We start from the raw sequence: 18818 nt of genomic DNA, 5'->3' as shown, positions 1-18818 counted from the left end.
GCGAACGCGAGGAGCGCCCCGGCGGGGGGAATCCGGCGCCACGAAGTACTCACCGGTCCGGTTTCTGACCCGCCTGGGACAGCCCGGTGGTGAAGCCGGTCCGGTTTTTCGCTTAGTCTGGCGGAGAGCGACACACAGATCGCCCCGTTCGTGGCTGGCTGTTGCGAACGGACACACGGGAGTCGAGTCCTTCCGTCCGTTCGGCGCCGCGTACGCCCGGAACGGGGCGGCCTTAGTTTTGAGGAGTGGCTGGGTGGCACGCATCGGCGACGGCGGGGACCTGCTGAAGTGCTCATTCTGCGGTAAGAGCCAGAAGCAGGTGAAGAAGCTCATCGCTGGCCCCGGCGTGTACATCTGCGATGAGTGCATCGATCTGTGCAACGAGATCATCGAAGAGGAACTCGCCGACGCCACCGAGCTCACGTGGGACTCCCTTCCCAAGCCCCGGGAGATCTTCGACTTCCTGGACTCGTACGTGATCGGTCAGGAGCAGGCGAAGAAGGCTCTCTCGGTGGCGGTGTACAACCACTACAAGAGAGTGCGCTCGGAGACCGACCGTCCCGGTGACGAGGACGTCGAGATCGCCAAGTCGAACATTCTCCTGCTGGGGCCGACCGGTTCGGGCAAGACCCTGCTGGCACAGACCCTGGCGAAGATCCTCAACGTCCCCTTCGCCATCGCGGACGCCACCGCCCTCACCGAGGCGGGCTACGTGGGCGAGGACGTCGAGAACATCCTCCTGAAGCTGATCCAGGCCGCTGACTACGACGTCAAGAAGGCCGAGACCGGCATCATCTACATCGACGAGGTCGACAAGGTCGCCCGAAAGAGCGAGAACCCGTCGATCACGCGTGACGTCTCCGGCGAGGGTGTCCAGCAGGCGCTGCTGAAGATCCTGGAGGGGACCACCGCGAGCGTGCCCCCCCAGGGCGGCCGCAAGCACCCGCACCAGGAGTTCATCCAGATCGACACCACCAACGTGCTGTTCATCTGCGGTGGCGCCTTCGCGGGTCTGGAGAAGATCATCGAGTCCCGCACCGGGCAGCAGGGCATGGGCTTCAACGCCACGCTGCGGCCCAAGAGCGAGATGGCCGGGACCGCGTTGTTCGGCGAGGTCATGCCGGAGGACCTGCTGAAGTTCGGGATGATCCCGGAGTTCATCGGTCGTCTGCCGGTGATCACCAGCGTGCACAACCTGGACAAGGCCGCGCTGATCCAGATCCTCACCGAGCCCCGCAACGCCCTGGTCAAGCAGTACCAGCGGCTGTTCGAGCTGGACAACGTCGAGCTGGAGTTCACCCAGGACGCCCTGGAGGCCATCGCCGAGCAGGGCATCATCCGGGGGACCGGAGCCCGTGGTCTGCGCGCCATCATCGAGGAGGTCCTGCTCTCGGTGATGTACGAGGTGCCCAGCCGGGAGGACGTCGGCCAGGTGATCATCACCCGTGAGTCGGTGGAGCAGCACGTGAACCCGACGATCGTGCCGCGCGCCCAGCTGGAGGCGGACGAGGGCGGTCGTCAGGAGAAGTCGGCCTGACCGCCGGACCGGCCGCCGCGAGCGGCTGACGCCGAGCGGCGGAGCGCTGAGGGCTCAGGGGCGCCCTTCCCCACGGGGAGGGCGCCCTTTCCCGTGCCTGGGCTTCTCGTACCTGGGCGGGAGCCGGGCGCTGCCCGGGTTCGGCCCGGTCACTCCCCGCCCTCGAGAACCCCCTCCATACGGGCGATCTCGGTGTTCTGCTCGGCGATGAGGTCGTTGGCCATCCGCAGGACCTCCTGGTCCTTGCCCTCGGCCATCGCCTCCTCCGCCATCGTGACCGCGCCCGCGTGGTGGGCGGTCATGAGCTCCACGAAGAGCTGGTCGAAGTCGTCACCCTCGGCGTCGGCGAGGCGGCCCATGTCCTCGTCGGAGACCATGCCCTCCATGTCGTCGTGGTCCACCTGGAGGTCGCAGGCGACCACGGCGTCCTCGGTGGAGTGGTGGCTGCCGTCGCCCTCCAGGCCGCAGAAGTTCTGGTGGGCCGGGTTCTCGCGGGCGGGGCCGAAGACGTTGACCTCCAGCCAGCTCTCCATGGCGGAGATCTCGGGGCCCTGGGCGGCCGCGATGCGGTCGGCGATGCGCTCGATGCCGTCGCGCTGGTAGCGGTCCTCGACCAGGTCGGTCATCTCCAGCGCCTGGCGGTGGTGCTCGATCATCTTCACCAGGTAGGTGACGTCGGCCTCGTTGTGGCCCTGCTCCTCGGCGAGGGCGGCGATCTGGTCCGCGGTGGCCGGGGTCGAGTCCTCCCCGGGGGCGCCGGGGGCGATGACGTTGGCGGACTGCTGTTCCTCGTCACCGGTACAGGCCGAGACTCCGAGCAGCACGAGGGCGGTTCCGGCTGCGAGTGCCAGGCGACGCACGAGGTCTCCTCCAGGGGTGGGGGTCGGCGGGCCGGGTGCCCGCCGGTGTCGGCTGACCCGACGTCCTGCGGGTTTTCTACTCACTCGAAGGGTGTTTTGTCCAGTGCCGCGGGTGTGTCGGGGCGGTCGTGTCCGTTCGTGAACTCCCTGCGGTGTCCGTTCTCGGCGTTTCGTCTGGCTTGTGTATGACAATGAGGGTACAACCCATTGTAGTCAAGTGACTTCTTTGGGTGGTTTTCGGGGGTGGGTGCATGGCTTCGGTAACGGGACGGCGCAGAGGAACGGTCGCGGTCGCCTCGCTGGTCGCGGCGGCCGGGCTCGCGGTCCCGGGCGCCAGCGCTGACGACGGTGTGACCACCGGCGGGGGCGTGGTGCACCTGGCCAACGTGCCCAAGCCGGAGACGCTGGCCAGGTCGCCCAACTCCGATCTGGCGTTCTCCGGTGACTACGTGATCGGGGGCAACTACCACGGTTTCGTCGTCTACGACATCTCCGAACCGGAGTCCCCGACGATCGTCTCCGAGGTGCTGTGCCCCGGCGGCCAGGGCGACGTCTCGGTCAGCGGGGACCTCCTGTACTTCTCCGTGGACTACCCGCGGGCGAACGACGAGTGCGGGGCACCGTCCGCCCCGGCCACGGAGGCCGACGCCTTCGAGGGGCTGCGGATCTTCGACATCTCGGACAAGGCGAACCCGCGGTACGTCGCGTCCGTGGCCACCGACTGCGGTTCCCACACCAACACCCTGGTGCCGGGCGCGGACGGGCGAAGCGACGTGGTCTACGTGTCCTCCTACTCGCCCGCGGAGGTCTTCCCCAACTGTCAGCCGCCGCACGACAAGATCTCCGTCATCGAGGTGCCGCACGAGGTCCCCGAGGAGGCGGCCGTCGTCAACGAACCGGTGCTGTTCCCGGACGGCGGCCACAGCACCACCACCGGCTGCCACGACATCACCGCCTATCCGGCCCGAGGCCTGGCGGCCGCGGCGTGCCTCGGGGACGGCCTGCTGCTGGACATCACGGACCCGATCCACCCGGAGGTCGTGGAGCGCGTCCAGGACGAGAACTTCGCGTTCTGGCACTCGGCGACCTTCACCAACGACGCGAGGAACGTGGTCTTCACCGACGAACTCGGCTCGGGTTCCTCGGCGACCTGCAACGAGAGGATCGGCCCCGAGCGCGGTGCCAACGCCGTCTACTCGCTGGACACGTCGGGAGAAAGCCCCGAACTGGAATTTCGGAGCTACTACAAATTGCCCCGACACCAGACCGATACCGAGAACTGCGTGGCGCACAACGGTTCCCTGATCCCGGTCCCGGGCCAGGACTACTTCGTCCAGTCCTGGTACCAGGGCGGGGTCTCGGTCATCGACCTGACCGACCCCGACCGGCCCGTCGAGGTGGGCTTCTTCGACCGCGGCCCGTTCGACCCGGACCAGCTGCGCACGGCCGGATCCTGGTCCGCGTACTACTACAACGGGCACGTCTACTCGTCCGACATGGAACGCGGGCTGGACGTCCTGGCGCTCACTGACCCCCGGTTCGACGGGGCGGAGTCGGCGGTGCTGGACGAGTTCAACCCTCAGTCGCAGCCGGAGCTCCCGAACGGCTAGCCGGACCGGGTGCGGCGGTGGTCGCCGCACCCGGAACCGGGCCCGTCTGGACACGGTGCGTAGGGGGATCGGGTCAGCTCGACACCGTGTAAACAACCATGTTTCTTTTGTTTCCCTCTATACATATTGATGTTGAGCTGTGTACGTTCTTCCTGTTTCGCTCCATTAGGAATCAGGAGTACGCATGGCGTCGTCCCCCGGCCCCTCCCCTTCGAGACGCTTGCGGTACCGACGCGGCTCCACCGGCCTCGCTCTCGTCGGTGCCACCGCCCTGACCTTGGGCCTTCTCGGCCCCGCCGCCGCCTCGGCGGACCGGACCCCCTTCGAGAGCGACGCCGAGACCAGCGCGAACGTCACTCACGTGACCAACGTCCCGAAGTCCGAAGCCATGGGTGACTACAACACCGACCTGGCGTTCACCGGCGACTACGCGATCGGCGGCAACTACAACGGTTTCGTCGTCTACGACATCTCCGAACCGGAGTCCCCGACGGTCGTCTCCGAGGTGGTGTGCCCCGGCGGCCAGGGCGACGTCTCCGTCAGCGGCGACCTCCTGTACTTCTCCGTGGACTACCCCCGGGCCAACGACGAGTGCGGCGCCCCCGCCGTCCCCACCACCGACCCGAACGGGTTCGAGGGCATCCGCGTCTTCGACATCTCCGACAAGGCCAACCCGGCCTACGTCGCCGCCGTGGCCACCGACTGCGGATCCCACACCAACACCCTGGTGCCCGGCAAGGACGGCGAGCACGACTACGTGTACGTGTCCTCGTACTCGCCTTCGGCGAACTTCCCCAACTGCCAGCCGCCGCACGACAAGATCTCGGTCATCGAGATCCCCGTGGACACCCCCTCCGAGGCCGCGCTGGTCAACGAACCCGTCCTGTTCCCGGACGGCGGCAACCGCAACACCAGCGGCTGCCACGACATCACCGCCTACCCGGAGCTCGACATCGCCGCCGGGGCGTGCATGGGCGACGGCATCCTGATGGACATCTCCGACCCCGCCCACCCCGTGGTCACCGACGTCGTCCGGGACGACAACTTCGCGTTCTGGCACTCCGCCACGTTCACCAACGACGCGGGCACCGTGATCTTCACCGATGAGCTGGGCGGCGGTGGCGGCGCCATCTGTACCGAGGACTACGGAGTCGAGCGCGGCGCCAACGCCATCTACACCGTCGGCGGCACGGACGGGGCGCCCGAACTGGACTTCGAGAGCTACTACAAGATCCCGCGCGTACAGAGCGCCACCGAGAACTGCGTGGCGCACAACGGTTCCCTGATTCCGGTCCCGGGCCAGGACTTCTTCGTGCAGTCGTGGTACCAGGGCGGGGTGTCGGTGATCGACTTCAACGACCCGGCCAACCCGCGCGAGATCGGCTACTTCGACCGGGACCCGATCGACGAGGACAACCTTGTCCTGGGCGGTTCCTGGTCGGCGTACTACTACAACGGCTACGTGTACTCCTCGGACATCACCCGGGGCCTCGACGTGATCCGGCTCGACGACCCGCGCCTGCGCTCCGCCGCGCGCGTCACCTACGACGAGTTCAACCCGCAGTCGCAGCCGAGCTACCGACCGGGCCGCTGACGCGCGACACGACCTCTCCCGGTGGCTCCTCCTGGGGAGTCAGGGCAAACGGGAGAGCGCGGGGCCGTGGCCCGACGGCCACGGCCCCGCCGCGTCCCGCCCCCCAACCCGTCCCCCAACCGATCTGGAGAAACCATGCCCGCTGCTCCCCCGTCACGGGCCGGACTCGGCCTGCGAGGCGCGACGGCCGTCGCGCTGACCGCGGCGGCGACCCTGTTCGCCGGGCTCCTCGGCCCGGCGGCGGCGTACGCCGACACGCCCCCCTCCGACAGCGTCACCAGTGACAACGTCGAGCACCTCGCCAACGTCCCCAAGCCGGACGCGGTCAGCAACACCAACTCCGACCTGGCGTTCACCGGCGACCACGTCATCGGCGGTAACTACGACGGCTTCGTCATCTACGACGTCGCCGACCCGTCCGACCCGAAGATCGTCTCCGAGGTGGTGTGCCCCGGCGGCCAGGGCGACGTCTCCGTCAGCGGGGACCTCCTCTACTTCGCCGTCGACTCCCCCCGGGCCAACGACGAGTGCGGCGCCCCCGCCGTGCCGGTCACCGACCCGAACGGGTTCGAGGGCGTGCGGATCTTCGACATCTCGGACAAGGCCAACCCGCAGTACGTCTCGGCCGTGCGGACCGACTGCGGATCGCACACCCTGACCCTCGTGCCCGGGGCGGACCCCGCGACCGAACTGGTCTACGTCTCCTCCTACGCGCCCTCGGCGACCTTCCCCAACTGCCAGCCGCCGCATGACAAGATCGCGATCATCGAGGTCCCGGTGGACGACCCGGGTTCGGCCGCGATCGTCAACGAGCCGGTGCTCTTCCCTGACGGCGGCAACCACGACCAGCCCGGTCTGCTCCGACCCACCGAGGGCTGCCACGACATCACGGTCTACCCGGCCAAGGACCTCGCCGCCGGCGCCTGCATGGGCGACGGCATCATCATGGACATCTCCGACCCGGTCAACCCGGTCGTGACCGAGGTGGTCCAGGACGAGAACTTCGCGTTCTGGCACTCGGCGACCTTCACCAACAACGCCGAGGCCGTCCTGTTCACCGACGAGCTCGGTGGTGGCGGTGCGGCCACCTGCACCGAGGAGATCGGCCCCGAGCGCGGCGCCAACGCCATCTACTCCCTGGACGAGACCGCTGACGGCGGCCACGCCCTGGAGTTCGCGAGCTACTTCAAGATCGACCGCCACCAGGGCGACCAGCAGTCCTGTGTCGCGCACAACGGGTCGCTCATCCCGGTTCCTGGGAAGAACTACTTCGTGCAGTCCTGGTACCAGGGCGGCATCTCGATCATCGACTTCAACGACCTCAGCAACCCCCGCGAGATCGGCTACTTCGACCCCGACAACCGGATCGACCCGGACATCGAGAACGGCAGCACCTGGTCCGCGTACTACTACAACGGTCACGTGTACTCCTCGGACATGCGCCGCGGTCTGGACGTCCTCAAGCTCACCGACCCCCGCCTGCGGGCGGCCGAACGGGTGACCTACGAGGAGTTCAACCCGCAGACCCAGCCGGCCTACCGCCCCGGGCGGTAACCAGCGACGACGCACCGGGGTGCCGCGCGAGCCACGCGCGGCACCCCCGCGTGCTGTCACCCCCACCCCCAACCCCCACCAGGAAGGCAGACCCATGCGCACCTCCCCGCGCCGCGTCGCCGCAGTGGCGACGGCTGCGGCCGCGACGCTGTTCGCCGGGCTCCTCGGCCCGGCGGCGGCGTACGCCGACACGCCGCCCTCGGACGAGATCTCCAGCGACAACGTCGAGCTCGTGGCCAACGTCCCCAAGCCCGAGGCGGTCAACAACACCAACTCGGACCTGGCGTTCACCGGCGACTACGCCATCGGTGGCAACTACGACGGCTTCGTCATCTACGACATCTCCGAGCCCGAGGACCCGAGGATCGTCTCCGAGGTGGTGTGCCCCGGCGGCCAGGGCGACGTCGCGGTCAGCGGCGACCTCCTGTACTTCGCCGTGGACTACCCCCGCGCGAACAACGAGTGCGGCGCGCCCTCCGTGCCGGTCACGGACCCGAACGGGTTCGAGGGTGTTCGCATCTTCGACATCTCGGACAAGGCCAACCCGCAGTACGTCTCGGCGGTGCGCACCGACTGCGGTTCGCACACCCTGACCCTGGTCCCCGGTGACGCTGAGCGCGAGTACGTGTACGTGTCCTCGTACTCGCCCTCGGCGAACTTCCCCAACTGCCAGCCGCCGCACGACAAGATCGGCGTCATCGAGGTGCCGCTCGACGCGCCCTCGGAGGCGTTCCTGGTCAACGAGCCGGTGCTCTTCCCGGACGGCGGCCACCGCACCACCACGGGCTGCCACGACATCACGGTGTTCCCGTCCAAGGACATCGCCGCCGGCGCCTGCATGGGCGACGGCATCCTGATGGACATCTCGGACCCGGCCTCGCCGGTGGTCACCGAGGTGGTCCAGGACGACAACTTCGCGTTCTGGCACTCGGCGACCTTCACCAACGACGCCCGCACGGTGCTGTTCACCGACGAGCTCGGCGGCGGCGGTGCGCCCACGTGCACCGAGGAGATCGGCCCGGAGCGCGGCGCCAACGCCATCTACACCCTCGACGGTGAGGGCGCGGACTCCGCGCTGGAGTTCGCGAGCTACTTCAAGATCGACCGCCACCAGGGCGACCAGGTGTGCGTGGCCCACAACGGGTCGCTCATCCCGGTCCCCGGCCAGGACTACTTCGTGCAGTCCTGGTACCAGGGCGGCGTCTCGGTGATCGACTTCAACGACCCGGCCAACCCGCGCGAGATCGGCTACTTCGACGCGGACTCGCGGATCGACCCGGACATCCAGGACAACGACACCTGGTCGACGTACTACTACAACGGCTACGTGTACTCGTCCGACATCGACCGGGGCCTGGACGTCCTCAAGCTGACCGACCCGCGCCTGCGCGCGGCCGAGCGGGTCACGTACGAGGAGTTCAACCCGCAGACCCAGCCGGTCTACCGCCCCGGCCGGTAAGCGTCACCGACGCTCAGGGGTCGGGGGCCGCGTGCCCCCGGCCCCGTCTCAGTCGAAGAGGTCCTCGGGCCGGTCCACCGTGACGGCCGCGGGGACCCACTTCTCCAGGGTCGCCAGGTCCGCGCAGCCCTCGATGCGCTCGCGGACCTCGTCCGAGACGCCGAACCCGCGTGCCTCCAGCACCGAGACGACGCTGCGCGCCGCCTCAGCCGCGCGGCCTTCTTCTCGGCCTTCTTCTCGGCCGATACCGACGTACTTGCGGGCGAAGTCGCTCTGCCACTCGTAGGTCTCCACAGCCATCAAGCCCTCCAGCTCCTTGCGAGCGGCCTCATTGAGGCCGAGCCGATCGTGCCGCGAAGAGCGGGTATGCGTGGGGGTTATGCGGGACGCGGGTCGAAGAGGCGGTCGGTGGGGGCGTCGAGGACCTCCAGCACGCGACCGGTGAAGTAGACCGTGCCCAGGGCGAGGACGCGTTGGCCGAGGGCCGTGAGGACGGTGGGGGAGAGGTCCTCGACGCGGACGCGGTTCCAGTGGTCGGGGAGGGCGTGCTCGAAGCGCAGGTGCTCCTCCGGGAGGCGCACGGCGGTCACCGGCACATCCAGGAGGGCGTCGACCGCCCCGGAGACGTCCTTGTGGTCGGGCAGGCACAGCAGGACGTGGTCCACACCGCCCCACAGGTCGCGGGCGTGCGACAGCGCGGCGGCAACGCCGACGCGGTCGATGGCGGAGTCCACCACGACCTCGGTGGCCGAACCGGGCACGGTGTGCCCCGACAGGCGGGCGGGCAAGTTCACGGTGCCCAGGACCTCGTGGAGCCGTGCGGCCGTCGCCGGAGGCCTGCCCAGCAGTTCCAGCATCCGGGTGGCGGCGGCCGTGCCCAGGACGCCGTTGGCGGCGGACAGGCCCCGGGGCCGCAGGGCCTCGGGGGGTTCGGTCGCGGTCGCGGGGTCCACGACCTCCGGGGAGAGCCGTTCGCGGGTGGACTCGGCCAGGGTCCCGGCCACGACGGGCGCCACCTCGGCGCTCTGCGGCAGGGTCACCAGCGCACGGGTGCGTTCGGGGTGGACCACGCGGGTCTTCTCACGTGCGATCTCCGCCACGGTGTCCCCGAGAACCCCCACGTGCTCGGCGAAGACCATGCCCAGCGCCACCACCTGCGGGCCCAGGAGGCGCAGCTCGTCGCGGTGGCCGCCCATGCCGGCCTCCAGGACGCACACGTCGGCTCCGACCGCGCGTGCGTGCAGCAGCCCGGCCACCAGGAACATCCCGCTGGGCGCCAGGTATCCCTCCCCGGGGGAGGGCAGGGACCGCCGGGCGGCCTCCACGGTGTGGCCGAGGCCGCGGAGTTGCTCGTCGGTCACGGACACCCCGTCGACCCGGATCCGTTCGCGGTACCCCCGGAAGCTCGGCCCGGTCACCAGGACGGTCCGCAGACAGGCGGCGGACAGCGTCGCCGCCGCGTAGGTGGCCGTGCTCCCCTTCCCCTTGGAACCCACCACACCGAGCACGGGCATCGGCGCCGGATCCAGGTCCAGCTCGGCCAGGAGCGCGGCCGCGCGGTCCAGGCTGCGCGCCTGGCCGGGGGCGCGTCCCGCCCACTCGGAGAAGAACGGTTCGACGATCGGGTCAAAGCTGGGCATGCCCCCAGTATGGTCGGCGCGGTGTGCGTTGCCGTACGTCCGACCCCGCGTCGGAGCCCAGGTGGGGCCGCGTACACTGGCGCGGGTGTACACCCCGACCACCGAGACCCCGTGAGTGGCGCGGGCGCCCACGAGCGCTACGCCGAGGTCACCGCGGAGATTCTCTCCCGCGCGCCCGAATCCGACATCGACCCCACTCTGGACCGTGTCCGCACGGTCCTGGACCTGCTGGGTGACCCGCACCGCAACTTCCGGGTCATCCACGTCACCGGGACCAACGGCAAGACGTCCACCGCCCGGATGATCGACGCGCTCGTGCGCGGCCGAGGCCTGCGCGTGGGCCGCTACACCAGCCCCCACCTGCGGACGGTGCGGGAGCGGATCGTCGTCGACGGCGAGCCGATCTCGCAGGAGGAGTTCGTCGAGGCCTACGACGACATCCGGCCGTACCTGGAGATGGCCGACTCGATGAGCGACATCCGGTTGTCGTTCTTCGAGATCCTCACCGTGATGGCCTACGCCGTGTTCGCTGACGCCCCCGTGGACGTCGCCGTGGTGGAGGTCGGCATGGGCGGCAGCTGGGACGCCACCAACGTCGTCGACGGCGACGTGGCAGTGATCACGCCCATCGGGATCGACCACACCGAGTACCTGCCCGACACCCTCGACGGCATCGCCGAGGAGAAGGCCGGAATCATCAAGCCCGGCTCGGTCACCGTCATGGCGCAGCAGCCGCTTCCCGCCGCCGAGGTCCTGCTCCGGCACGCCGCCGAGGTCGGGTCCACCGTGGCCCGCGAGGGGCTGGAGTTCGGCGTGACCTCCCGCGAGGTCGCCGTCGGCGGCCAGCAGGTCGCCGTCAAGGGCCTCACCGGCACCTACGACAACCTCTTCCTGTCGCTGTTCGGCGAACACCAGGCCAGCAACGCGGCGGTCGCCATCGCGGCCGTCGAGGCCTTCTCCGCCTCCGAGGACGCGGCCGGACTCGACCCCGTGATCGTCGGCGAGGGCCTGGCCGGGATCGACTCCCCGGGCCGCATGGAGGTCGTGCGCACCAGCCCGACCGTCATCGCCGACGCCGCCCACAACCCGGCCGGAATGATCGCCACCGCCGCCGCCGTGGAGGAGGCCTTCTCGTTCTCCAGGCTGATCGGCGTGATCGCGATCATGGCCGACAAGGACGTCGAGGGCATCCTGGAACCCCTCGAACCACTGCTCGACGAGATCGTGGTCACCCGCAACTCCTCACCTCGTTCCCTCGACCCGGCACAGCTGACCGACATCGCCCGGCAGATCTTCGGCGAGGACCGCGTGCACGTGGCCGCGCGGCTCGACGACGCCATCGACCAGGCCGTGGGCCTGGCCGAGGCGGGCGGCGAGTTCGGCGGAACCGGCGTGCTCGTCACCGGATCGGTCGTCACCTCGGGCGACGCGATCCACCTGCTGCGCGGTTCCGGGGACTGAAGACCCACAGACGAAGGGAGAACGCCGTGCGTACACTCTGCGCCGTAGTCCTCGTGTTCGAGGCCGTCGTGATCGGTCTGGCGATCCCGATCGCCATCAACCTGGAGGGTGCCGACCCCGCCGTGGCGGGCGGTGTCTGGGGCGGCATGGCGCTGGCCGCCCTGCTGCTGTCCGGCCTCCAGAAGCACACCTGGGCGCACTACGCGTCGTGGGTGCTCCAGGCGGCCTTCCTGTTCAGCTCCTTCATGGTCACCGGGGCGCCCCTGGTCGCGATCGTGTTCGTGTCCCTGTGGGTCACCGGCGTGATCCTGGGGCGCAGGGTCGACGCCGTCCGCGCCGCCCATAAGGAACGGGCCGAGCAGGAGGAGGGCGCGGGCGTCGGCGGGCCGTCCTAGGGCGATCGGGCTCTCCCCCCGCGTCCACGGAGCAAACGCGATAGTGTGACGCACGTCCGGGCAGACGAGCGGACCCGCACGGCGGAACCTCCCCCCGCCTCGTCCCCGAGCCTCGGTCACACACCCGTTCACCCCACCGCGTGCGCTCGCCACTGCGGGCCCAGGCCCCCTTGTGCCACGCGGGGGTCCCCAATGAGGAGTTGAAACGCACGTGGAGCGCACTCTCGTTCTCATCAAGCCCGACGGTGTCCGCCGCAACATCGTCGGTGAGGTCATCTCGCGCATCGAGCGCAAGGGCCTGAACCTGGTCGCGATGGAGCTGCGCACGCTCGACGCGGACACCGCGAAGACGCACTACGAGGAGCACGCCTCGCGTCCGTTCTTCGACTCGCTGGTGGAGTTCATCACCGGTGGTCCGCTGGTCGCCATGGTGGTCGAGGGCGAGCGCGCCATCGAGGCCTTCCGCGCCCTGGCCGGCGCCACCGACCCGGTGACCGCCACGCCCGGGACGATCCGCGGCGACTTCGCCCTGGAGGTCCAGAAGAACATCGTCCACGGCTCGGACTCCACCTACTCCGCCGACCGCGAGATCAAGCTGTTCTTCCCCGACCTGTAGGGGTTCCGGGCCTGTGAGCCCTAGTCTTGGTGTCCCGAGGTGCGTGAGCGCCCGGGACACCATTTCTTTTCTCACCCTTGTACGGTGACGAGGCAACAATTCGGTGTGTTTGCGTAACGGACTAAGTGCTGACCGTTACGATGCGGAGGACTGGATACTTAACGTGCTGGAACGACCACGTATGGTCGTGACCGCGCGTCCCCGCCCGACACGGCGCCTCTGAGGACGTTACATGCCGAACAACCTTGCATTTCTCGGCCGGGACATGGCCGTAGACCTTGGTACCGCCAACACACTCGTGTACGTACGCGGACGCGGCATCGTCCTGAACGAGCCCTCCGTGGTCGCGCTCAACACCTCGACCGGCAAGATCGTGGCGGTCGGTATCGAGGCCAAGCAGATGATCGGCCGCACGCCGACCAACATCACTGCCATCCGCCCCCTCAAGGACGGCGTCATCGCCGACTTCGAGGTCACCGAGCGCATGCTGCGGTACTTCATCCAGAAGATCCACCGCCGTCGCCACTTCGCCAAGCCCCGCATCATCGTCGCGGTCCCGAGCGGCATCACCTCGGTCGAGCACCGCGCGGTCAAGGAGGCGGGCTACCAGGCCGGGGCGCGCCGCGTGTACATCATCGAGGAGCCCATGGCCGCGGCCATCGGCGCCGGGCTCCCGGTCCACGAGCCCACCGGCAACATGGTGGTCGACATCGGCGGCGGCACCACCGAGGTCGCCGTCATCTCCATGGGCGGCATCGTCACCTCCCAGTCCATCCGCGTGGGCGGCGACGAACTCGACCAGGCGATCATGACCTTCATCAAGAAGGAGTACTCCCTGATGATCGGGGAGCGCACCGCCGAGGAGCTCAAGCTCGCCATCGGCTCCGCCTACCCCACGGGCGCGGAGGAGCTGCACGCGGAGGTACGCGGACGCGACCTCATCAGCGGGCTGCCCAAGACCATCGTCCTGTCAGAGTCCGACGTGCGCCAGGCCATCGAGGAGCCGGTCACCGCGATCATCGACGCGGTCCGCACCAGCCTCGACAAGTGCCCGCCCGAACTCTCCGGCGACATCATGGACCGGGGCGTGGCGGTCACCGGCGGCGGCGCCCTGCTGCGCGGCCTCGACGACCGTCTCCTCCACGAGACCGGAATGCCCATCCACGTGGCCGACAACGCGCTCGACTCCGTCGCCGTGGGCTCGGGCACCTGCGTGGAGAACTACGAACGCCTCCACCAGGTCCTCGTCCCGGAACGGCGGCGTTGACATGCTCCGCGACTCCACGCGGTCCCGGCTGTTCCTCGCCGTGCTCGTCGTGGCGGCCGTCGTCCTGATGGTCCTGGACTCGCGGGCGGGCAGCAACCCGGTCACCTCGGTCGCCCGGGGCGGCGGCGAACTCGTCTTCGCCCCCACCGCGACCGCGGTCGGTCTGGTCGCCGGGCCCGCCGCCACGCTCTACGAGGGCGTGAGCCAGGGTCCGAAGTCGGCCGCCCGGGTCGCCGAACTGGAGGCCGCCAACGCCGAACTGGAGTCGGACCTCCAGGCGGCCCGACTCGACGAGGGACGCGCGGACCAGCTCGACGAGCTCCTGCACCTGTCCGGTCTGGGCGGCTACGAGATCGTCCCGGCCCAGGCCGTCACCCGCACCACGGCGCAGGGCTACGCGCACACCGTCACCATCGACGCGGGCACCGACTCCGGGATCCGCCCCGACATGACCGTCGTCAGCGGCTCCGGCCTGGTCGGACGGGTGATCGAGGCCGGGCCCCGACTCGCCACCGTCAAGCTCGCCACCGACGTCAACTCGACTGTCGGCGCGCGGCTCGAGAAGACCAGCAAGATCGGCGCGATCAGCGGAGGCAGCGTGCCGGGCGGCCCCGAGGCCGACCTCACCCTGGAGCTCTTCGACATGGAGGCCCCCATCGACGAGGGGGACCGCGTGCTCACGCTCGGCTCACACGACGGCGCGCCCTTCGTGCCGGGGGTGCCCATCGGCACCGTCGACGAGGTCCACGTGGCGCCCGGGGCGCTGAGCCGGATCGCCCGCATCACCCCGGCCGTGGACTTCGCGTCCCTGGACATGGTGGGTGTGGTCGTCTCCGGCCCCGCCGAGGACCCGCGCGACTCCGTGCTCCCGCCCAAACCCGACCCCGAGGGGGACCAGTGAGGACCGCAGGGACCCTGCTGTTGGTGGCCGTCGCGGTGCTCGCCCAGGCCACCATCGTCAACCGTCTGCCCTTCGAGTGGGGCCCGGACCTGGTCCTCGCGGCGGTCGTCGCCGTCGCCCTGACCACCAACCCCGCGGCCGCCGCCGGGTGCGGCTTCGCGGCGGGGCTGGCCATGGACGTCCTGCCCCCGGCCGAACACCCGATGGGCCGGTACGCCCTGGTTCTGTGCGTGGCCGCCTACCTCGTCTCACTGCTACGAGCCAACACCGGACTGGGCGGCGCGGTGGGCAACGCCGTCTCGAACTGGACCGCCCTGGGCATCACCGCCGTCACGGCGGTGGGCGTGGGGCTGAGCTACGCGCTCATCGGCTTCCTGATGGGCGACGCCAACATCACGCTCGCGGTGGTCAGCGTCCGCGTCGGCGTCGGCGCGCTCCTGACCGCCCTGTTCGCCACGGTGGTCACCCTGCCGATCCTGTGGGTGCGCACCTCGCTCGCGGAGAGCGACTTCGCCACCATCCAGGGGCCGACCTCGATCAGAGGGTGGTGACCCCGTGCACAAGCCGCCCACCAACCCGTCGCGTCCCGGCCGCAGGCTCGGCTGGTTCGGACTCTTCCTGGCCCAGTTCCTGGTGCTGGCCCTGTTCGCGGTCCTGGTCGCCCGGCTCTGGTACCTCCAGGTGCCCATGGCCGACCACTACCGCGAGCTCGCCGTCTCCAACCACCACCAGGAACTGGTCGTCCCCGCCACCCGGGGGCAGATCCTCGACTCCAGCGGCCGCGTCGTGGTCAACAACAAGACCGAACTCCTGGTCTCGGCCGACTACCACCAGCTCCAGGGGATGAAGGACGGCGGGGAGAAGGTCCTCAGCGACCTCTCCGGCGTCCTCGACGTCCCCCTTGAGGAACTCCAGCAGCGCATGCGCCTGTGCGGTCCCGAGGTCCAGCGTCCCTGCTGGCCCGGGTCGCCCTACCAGCCCGTCACCCTCGCCGAGGACGTGGAGGGCCCGGTCGCGCTCCAGATCATGGAGCGCGCCGACGACTTCCCGGGGATCACCGCGCAGGCCCAAGCCGTGCGCGAGTACCCCTACGGCGACCACGCGGGCCAGATGCTCGGCTACCTCCAGCCCGTCACCCAGGAGGAGTTGGAGGCGCGCGAGGAGCTGCGCACCCAGTTCACCGGGATCGACATGGTGGGCCGTGACGGCCTGGAGGCCGTCTACGACAAGGAGTTGCGCGGCAACGCCGGGCTGCGCACCCTGGGCGTCAACAACCACGGCGAGATCATGGACGTGATCTCCGAGCGCCTCCCCGAAGCTGGCATGCACCTGGTGACCCACATGGACATGAACGTCCAGAAGGTCGCCGAGGAGGCGCTGGCCCGGGGCATGGAGGGCGCCCGGCCCAAGTACAAGGCCGACTCCGGCGCCGCGGTCGTCCTGGACGTCACCAACGGCGGGGTCGTGGCCATGGCCAGTCTGCCCACCTACGACCCCACCATCTGGGACGGCGGCATCGACCAGGAGACCTTCGACGCCATGCTCAGCGAGGAGGCCGGAGAGCCGCTGCTCTCCCGCGCCGTCCAAGGCACGTACCCGCCCGGCTCCACCTTCAAGGTGTCGTCGCTGTCGGCCGCCGTCGAGAACGGGTACTCGCTGCGCAGCAGCTACGCCTGCCCCGGCTCGGTCAACCTTGCCGGTCAGAACTACGAGAACTACGCGGGCGCGGGTCAGGGCAGCATCACCCTGAAGCAGGCGATCATCGCCTCCTGCAACACCGTGTTCTACAACTTCGGCTACCAGATGTGGTCCAAGGACGGCGGACTCCACCCGGACGGCGACCCCGAGGAGGCCATGGCCGACATGGCGCGCGGCTACGGGTTCGGCTCGCCCACCGGCGTCGACCTGCCGTACGAGACCGGTGGCCGCATCCCCGACCGCGAGTGGAAGCGCACCTTCTGGGAGGAGACCCGGGAGGTCAACTGCAAGCGTGCCGAGGACGGCTACCCGGAGATCGCCGAGAGCGACCCGTCCCAGGCCGCCTACCTCAAGCAGCTCGCCCATGAGCACTGCGTGGAGGGTTTCGAGTGGAGGGCCAGCGAGGCGATCAACTTCTCGATCGGCCAGGGTGACGTCCTCGTCAGCCCGCTCCAGCTGGCCAGCGCCTACGCGTCCATCGCCAACGGCGGCACACTGTACGAGCCCCGCGTGGCCAAGGCCATGGTCGCGGCCGACGGCTCGAAGGTCGATCCGATCGAGCCCACGGTCAAGAACGAGGTCCCGGTCAGCGACGAGACCATCAAGTACCTCCAGGAGGCCCTGGCGGAGGTGACCACGTCCGGTACCGGTGGTGGCGCCTTCTCCGACTTCCCGCAGGACAAGGTCGCCGTCGCGGGCAAGACCGGCAGTGCCGACGCGCAGGGCCGCCAGGTGTCGTCCTGGTTCGCCTCCTACGCGCCGGTGGACGATCCGCAGTACGCCATCGTCGTCCTGGTCTCCCAGGGTGGTACCGGCGGTGAGACCGCCGCGCCGATCGCCCGCGAGATCTACGAGGGCCTGTACGGGTTCTCGTCCGCCGGTGACACCGAGGACGTGAAGGAGGGCAAGCCGCTGCTGCCCGGCGGCAAGCCGCACACCGAACTGCCGGTCGTCCGCCAGGACGGTTCCATCGAGACGCTGGAGCCCTGATGATCACGAACATGGGAGGCCCGCCCCGGCGCCAGAACGACCTGGGGCGGACCCTCAGCACTGCGGCGGGCGGGGCGCGCCGCCTCGACTGGGTCCTGATCGCCTCCGTGCTGGCGCTCGCCGGGATCGGATCGCTGCTGGTGTGGTCGGCGACCCTGCCGGGCGACGGGGGCGACCCGCTGGAGTCCCTGGACCACCTCGTGCGCCACCTGGTCCACCTCGCCGTGGCCGTGGTGGTGTGCCTGATCCTGGCAGCGGTGGACTACCGGACGGTCCGCGCCTACGCGCCGATCGCCTACGGGTTCTCGGTGGTCACCCTCGTCCTGGTGCTCACGCCCCTGGGCGCCGTGATCAACGGTTCGCGCGGCTGGATCGTGATCGGCGGATTCCAGTTCCAGCCCAGTGAGCTGGCCAAGGTCGGCCTGATCCTGGTCCTGGCCACTCTTCTCGGTGAGCCCCGGGACGGCGAGACCCGGCCGATGACCAGGGACGTGCTGTTCTGCCTCCTGGTGATGGCGATCCCGCTCGGGCTCGTCATGCTCCAGCCCGACCTCGGGACCAGCCTGGTCCTGTGCGCGATCTTCCTCGGCATGCTCACGCTGTCCGGGGCCCCGGTCGTGTGGGTGGCGGGCATGCTGTCCTGCGGCGCGCTGGCGGCGCTGGCCGTGTGGTGGTTCGACCTGCTGGAGCCCTACCAGCTGGACCGGATCGCGACCCTGATGGACCCGGCGGCCGACCCGCAGGGCGCGGGCTACAACTCCGCGCAGGCGCTGATCGCCGTGGGGTCGGGCGGTTTCGACGGGACCGGGCTGTTCCAGGGGGAGCAGACACACGGACGGTTCGTTCCCGAACAGCACACCGACTTCATCTTCACGGTGGCGGGGGAGGAGCTGGGCTTCGTCGGCTCCGGGGCGATCATCGTGTTGTTCGCCGTGGTGATCTGGCGGATCCTGCGCATCGCCCAGGGGTGCGACCAGCCCTACCCGCGCCTGCTGTGCGTCGGGGTGGCCTCCTGGTTCGGGTTCCAGGCCTTCATCAACATCGGGATGGGCCTGGGCATCCTGCCGGTGACCGGTCTGCCGCTGCCGTTCGTGTCCTACGGCGGCACGGCGATCCTCGCGAACATGCTGGCACTCGGCCTGGTGCTGGGTGTGAACTCCCGGGACCGGGGCTTCGAGTTCTGATCAGCGCGAACGACCCCGGACGGGCCTGTGGATGACCGGTCCGTGAGGACCC

16 protein-coding genes are annotated in these 18818 nt (G+C 69.5%); 13 read left to right on the top strand and 3 right to left on the bottom strand.

Annotated elements, in window-relative coordinates:
- The first annotated feature begins 253 nt into the window (after positions 1-253).
- On the top strand, positions 254-1537 hold the full coding sequence (gene clpX / locus BDW27_RS04805; protein WP_017545194.1) for an ATP-dependent Clp protease ATP-binding subunit ClpX: 1284 nt from the start codon (positions 254-256) through the stop codon (positions 1535-1537).
- A gap of 149 nt (positions 1538-1686) precedes the next feature.
- Here the strand turns inward: clpX and BDW27_RS04800 are convergent, their stop codons facing one another.
- Complete coding sequence (locus BDW27_RS04800; RefSeq protein WP_017545195.1) at positions 1687-2397, bottom strand: DUF305 domain-containing protein; 711 nt, start codon at positions 2395-2397, stop codon at positions 1687-1689.
- Between the two features lie 251 nt (positions 2398-2648).
- On the opposite strand from BDW27_RS04800, the gene BDW27_RS04795 reads away from it, so the two are divergent.
- From BDW27_RS04795 to BDW27_RS04780, 4 genes are all read left to right on the top strand, one after another.
- Entirely contained in the window at positions 2649-4007 is a 1359-nt protein-coding gene (locus tag BDW27_RS04795) for an LVIVD repeat-containing protein (RefSeq protein ID WP_110048366.1), read from the top strand.
- A gap of 184 nt (positions 4008-4191) precedes the next feature.
- Entirely contained in the window at positions 4192-5601 is a 1410-nt protein-coding gene (locus BDW27_RS04790; protein WP_110048365.1) for an LVIVD repeat-containing protein, read from the top strand.
- Positions 5602-5736: 135 nt separating this feature from the next.
- Positions 5737-7155, top strand: coding sequence for an LVIVD repeat-containing protein (locus tag BDW27_RS04785; protein ID WP_110048364.1), 1419 nt, complete (start codon positions 5737-5739; stop codon positions 7153-7155).
- Between the two features lie 94 nt (positions 7156-7249).
- Positions 7250-8614, top strand: a complete 1365-nt coding sequence (locus BDW27_RS04780) for an LVIVD repeat-containing protein (protein ID WP_110048363.1) — start codon at positions 7250-7252, stop codon at positions 8612-8614.
- Between the two features lie 48 nt (positions 8615-8662).
- On the opposite strand, the gene BDW27_RS04775 is transcribed toward BDW27_RS04780, so the two are convergent.
- Positions 8663-8914, bottom strand: a complete 252-nt coding sequence (locus tag BDW27_RS04775) for a hypothetical protein (RefSeq protein WP_110048362.1) — start codon at positions 8912-8914, stop codon at positions 8663-8665.
- A 77-nt stretch (positions 8915-8991) separates the two neighbouring features.
- Complete coding sequence (locus tag BDW27_RS04770; RefSeq protein ID WP_110048361.1) at positions 8992-10254, bottom strand: hypothetical protein; 1263 nt, start codon at positions 10252-10254, stop codon at positions 8992-8994.
- Between the two features lie 111 nt (positions 10255-10365).
- On the opposite strand from BDW27_RS04770, the gene BDW27_RS04765 reads away from it, so the two are divergent.
- The 8 genes from BDW27_RS04765 to rodA all read left to right on the top strand — a co-directional run bounded on the left by BDW27_RS04765 (position 10366) and on the right by rodA (position 18766).
- Positions 10366-11715 (top strand): folylpolyglutamate synthase/dihydrofolate synthase family protein, encoded by a 1350-nt coding sequence (locus BDW27_RS04765; RefSeq protein WP_110048360.1) that lies wholly within the window; start codon positions 10366-10368, stop codon positions 11713-11715.
- Between the two features lie 26 nt (positions 11716-11741).
- Positions 11742-12110: a DUF4233 domain-containing protein gene (locus BDW27_RS04760; RefSeq protein ID WP_110048359.1), complete on the top strand. Its 369-nt coding sequence runs from the start codon at positions 11742-11744 to the stop codon at positions 12108-12110.
- Between the two features lie 211 nt (positions 12111-12321).
- Positions 12322-12726, top strand: coding sequence for a nucleoside-diphosphate kinase (ndk, locus tag BDW27_RS04755; protein WP_110048358.1), 405 nt, complete (start codon positions 12322-12324; stop codon positions 12724-12726).
- Positions 12727-12958: 232 nt separating this feature from the next.
- Entirely contained in the window at positions 12959-13993 is a 1035-nt protein-coding gene (locus tag BDW27_RS04750; RefSeq protein WP_026129377.1) for a rod shape-determining protein, read from the top strand.
- Position 13994: 1 nt separating this feature from the next.
- On the top strand, positions 13995-14894 hold the full coding sequence (gene mreC, locus BDW27_RS04745) for a rod shape-determining protein MreC (RefSeq protein ID WP_017545206.1): 900 nt from the start codon (positions 13995-13997) through the stop codon (positions 14892-14894).
- Positions 14891-15445, top strand: coding sequence for a rod shape-determining protein MreD (gene mreD, locus BDW27_RS04740; protein ID WP_110048357.1), 555 nt, complete (start codon positions 14891-14893; stop codon positions 15443-15445). The genes mreC and mreD overlap by 4 nt, the downstream gene beginning before the upstream one ends.
- A gap of 4 nt (positions 15446-15449) precedes the next feature.
- On the top strand, positions 15450-17582 hold the full coding sequence (gene mrdA / locus BDW27_RS04735; protein WP_110048356.1) for a penicillin-binding protein 2: 2133 nt from the start codon (positions 15450-15452) through the stop codon (positions 17580-17582).
- Positions 17582-18766 carry a rod shape-determining protein RodA gene (rodA, locus tag BDW27_RS04730; protein WP_110048355.1) on the top strand — a complete coding sequence of 395 codons (1185 nt, stop codon included), beginning with the start codon at positions 17582-17584 and terminating at the stop codon, positions 18764-18766. The genes mrdA and rodA overlap by 1 nt, the downstream gene beginning before the upstream one ends.
- Positions 18767-18818: the final 52 nt, after the last annotated feature.

The organism is Nocardiopsis sp. L17-MgMaSL7 (assembly GCF_003182025.1).
Classification (GTDB): domain Bacteria; phylum Actinomycetota; class Actinomycetes; order Streptosporangiales; family Streptosporangiaceae; genus Nocardiopsis; species Nocardiopsis prasina.
The sequence above is the reverse complement of the archived record's forward strand: the minus strand, read 5'-3'. Positions and strand labels throughout refer to the sequence as shown.

Bases quoted from the DNA above. Each gene is read 5' to 3' on its own strand.
- BDW27_RS04750 (WP_026129377.1), top strand. From the start codon at position 12,959: ATGCCGAACAACCTTGCATTTCTCGGCCGGGACATGGCCGTAGACCTT.
- mreC (WP_017545206.1), top strand. From the start codon at position 13,995: ATGCTCCGCGACTCCACGCGGTCCCGGCTGTTCCTCGCCGTGCTCGTC.
- BDW27_RS04790 (WP_110048365.1), top strand. From the start codon at position 4,192: ATGGCGTCGTCCCCCGGCCCCTCCCCTTCGAGACGCTTGCGGTACCGA.
- BDW27_RS04780 (WP_110048363.1), top strand. From the start codon at position 7,250: ATGCGCACCTCCCCGCGCCGCGTCGCCGCAGTGGCGACGGCTGCGGCC.
- BDW27_RS04770 (WP_110048361.1), bottom strand. From the start codon at position 10,254: ATGCCCAGCTTTGACCCGATCGTCGAACCGTTCTTCTCCGAGTGGGCG.
- rodA (WP_110048355.1), top strand. From the start codon at position 17,582: ATGATCACGAACATGGGAGGCCCGCCCCGGCGCCAGAACGACCTGGGG.
- BDW27_RS04785 (WP_110048364.1), top strand. From the start codon at position 5,737: ATGCCCGCTGCTCCCCCGTCACGGGCCGGACTCGGCCTGCGAGGCGCG.
- BDW27_RS04795 (WP_110048366.1), top strand. From the start codon at position 2,649: ATGGCTTCGGTAACGGGACGGCGCAGAGGAACGGTCGCGGTCGCCTCG.
- BDW27_RS04775 (WP_110048362.1), bottom strand. From the start codon at position 8,914: ATGGCTGTGGAGACCTACGAGTGGCAGAGCGACTTCGCCCGCAAGTAC.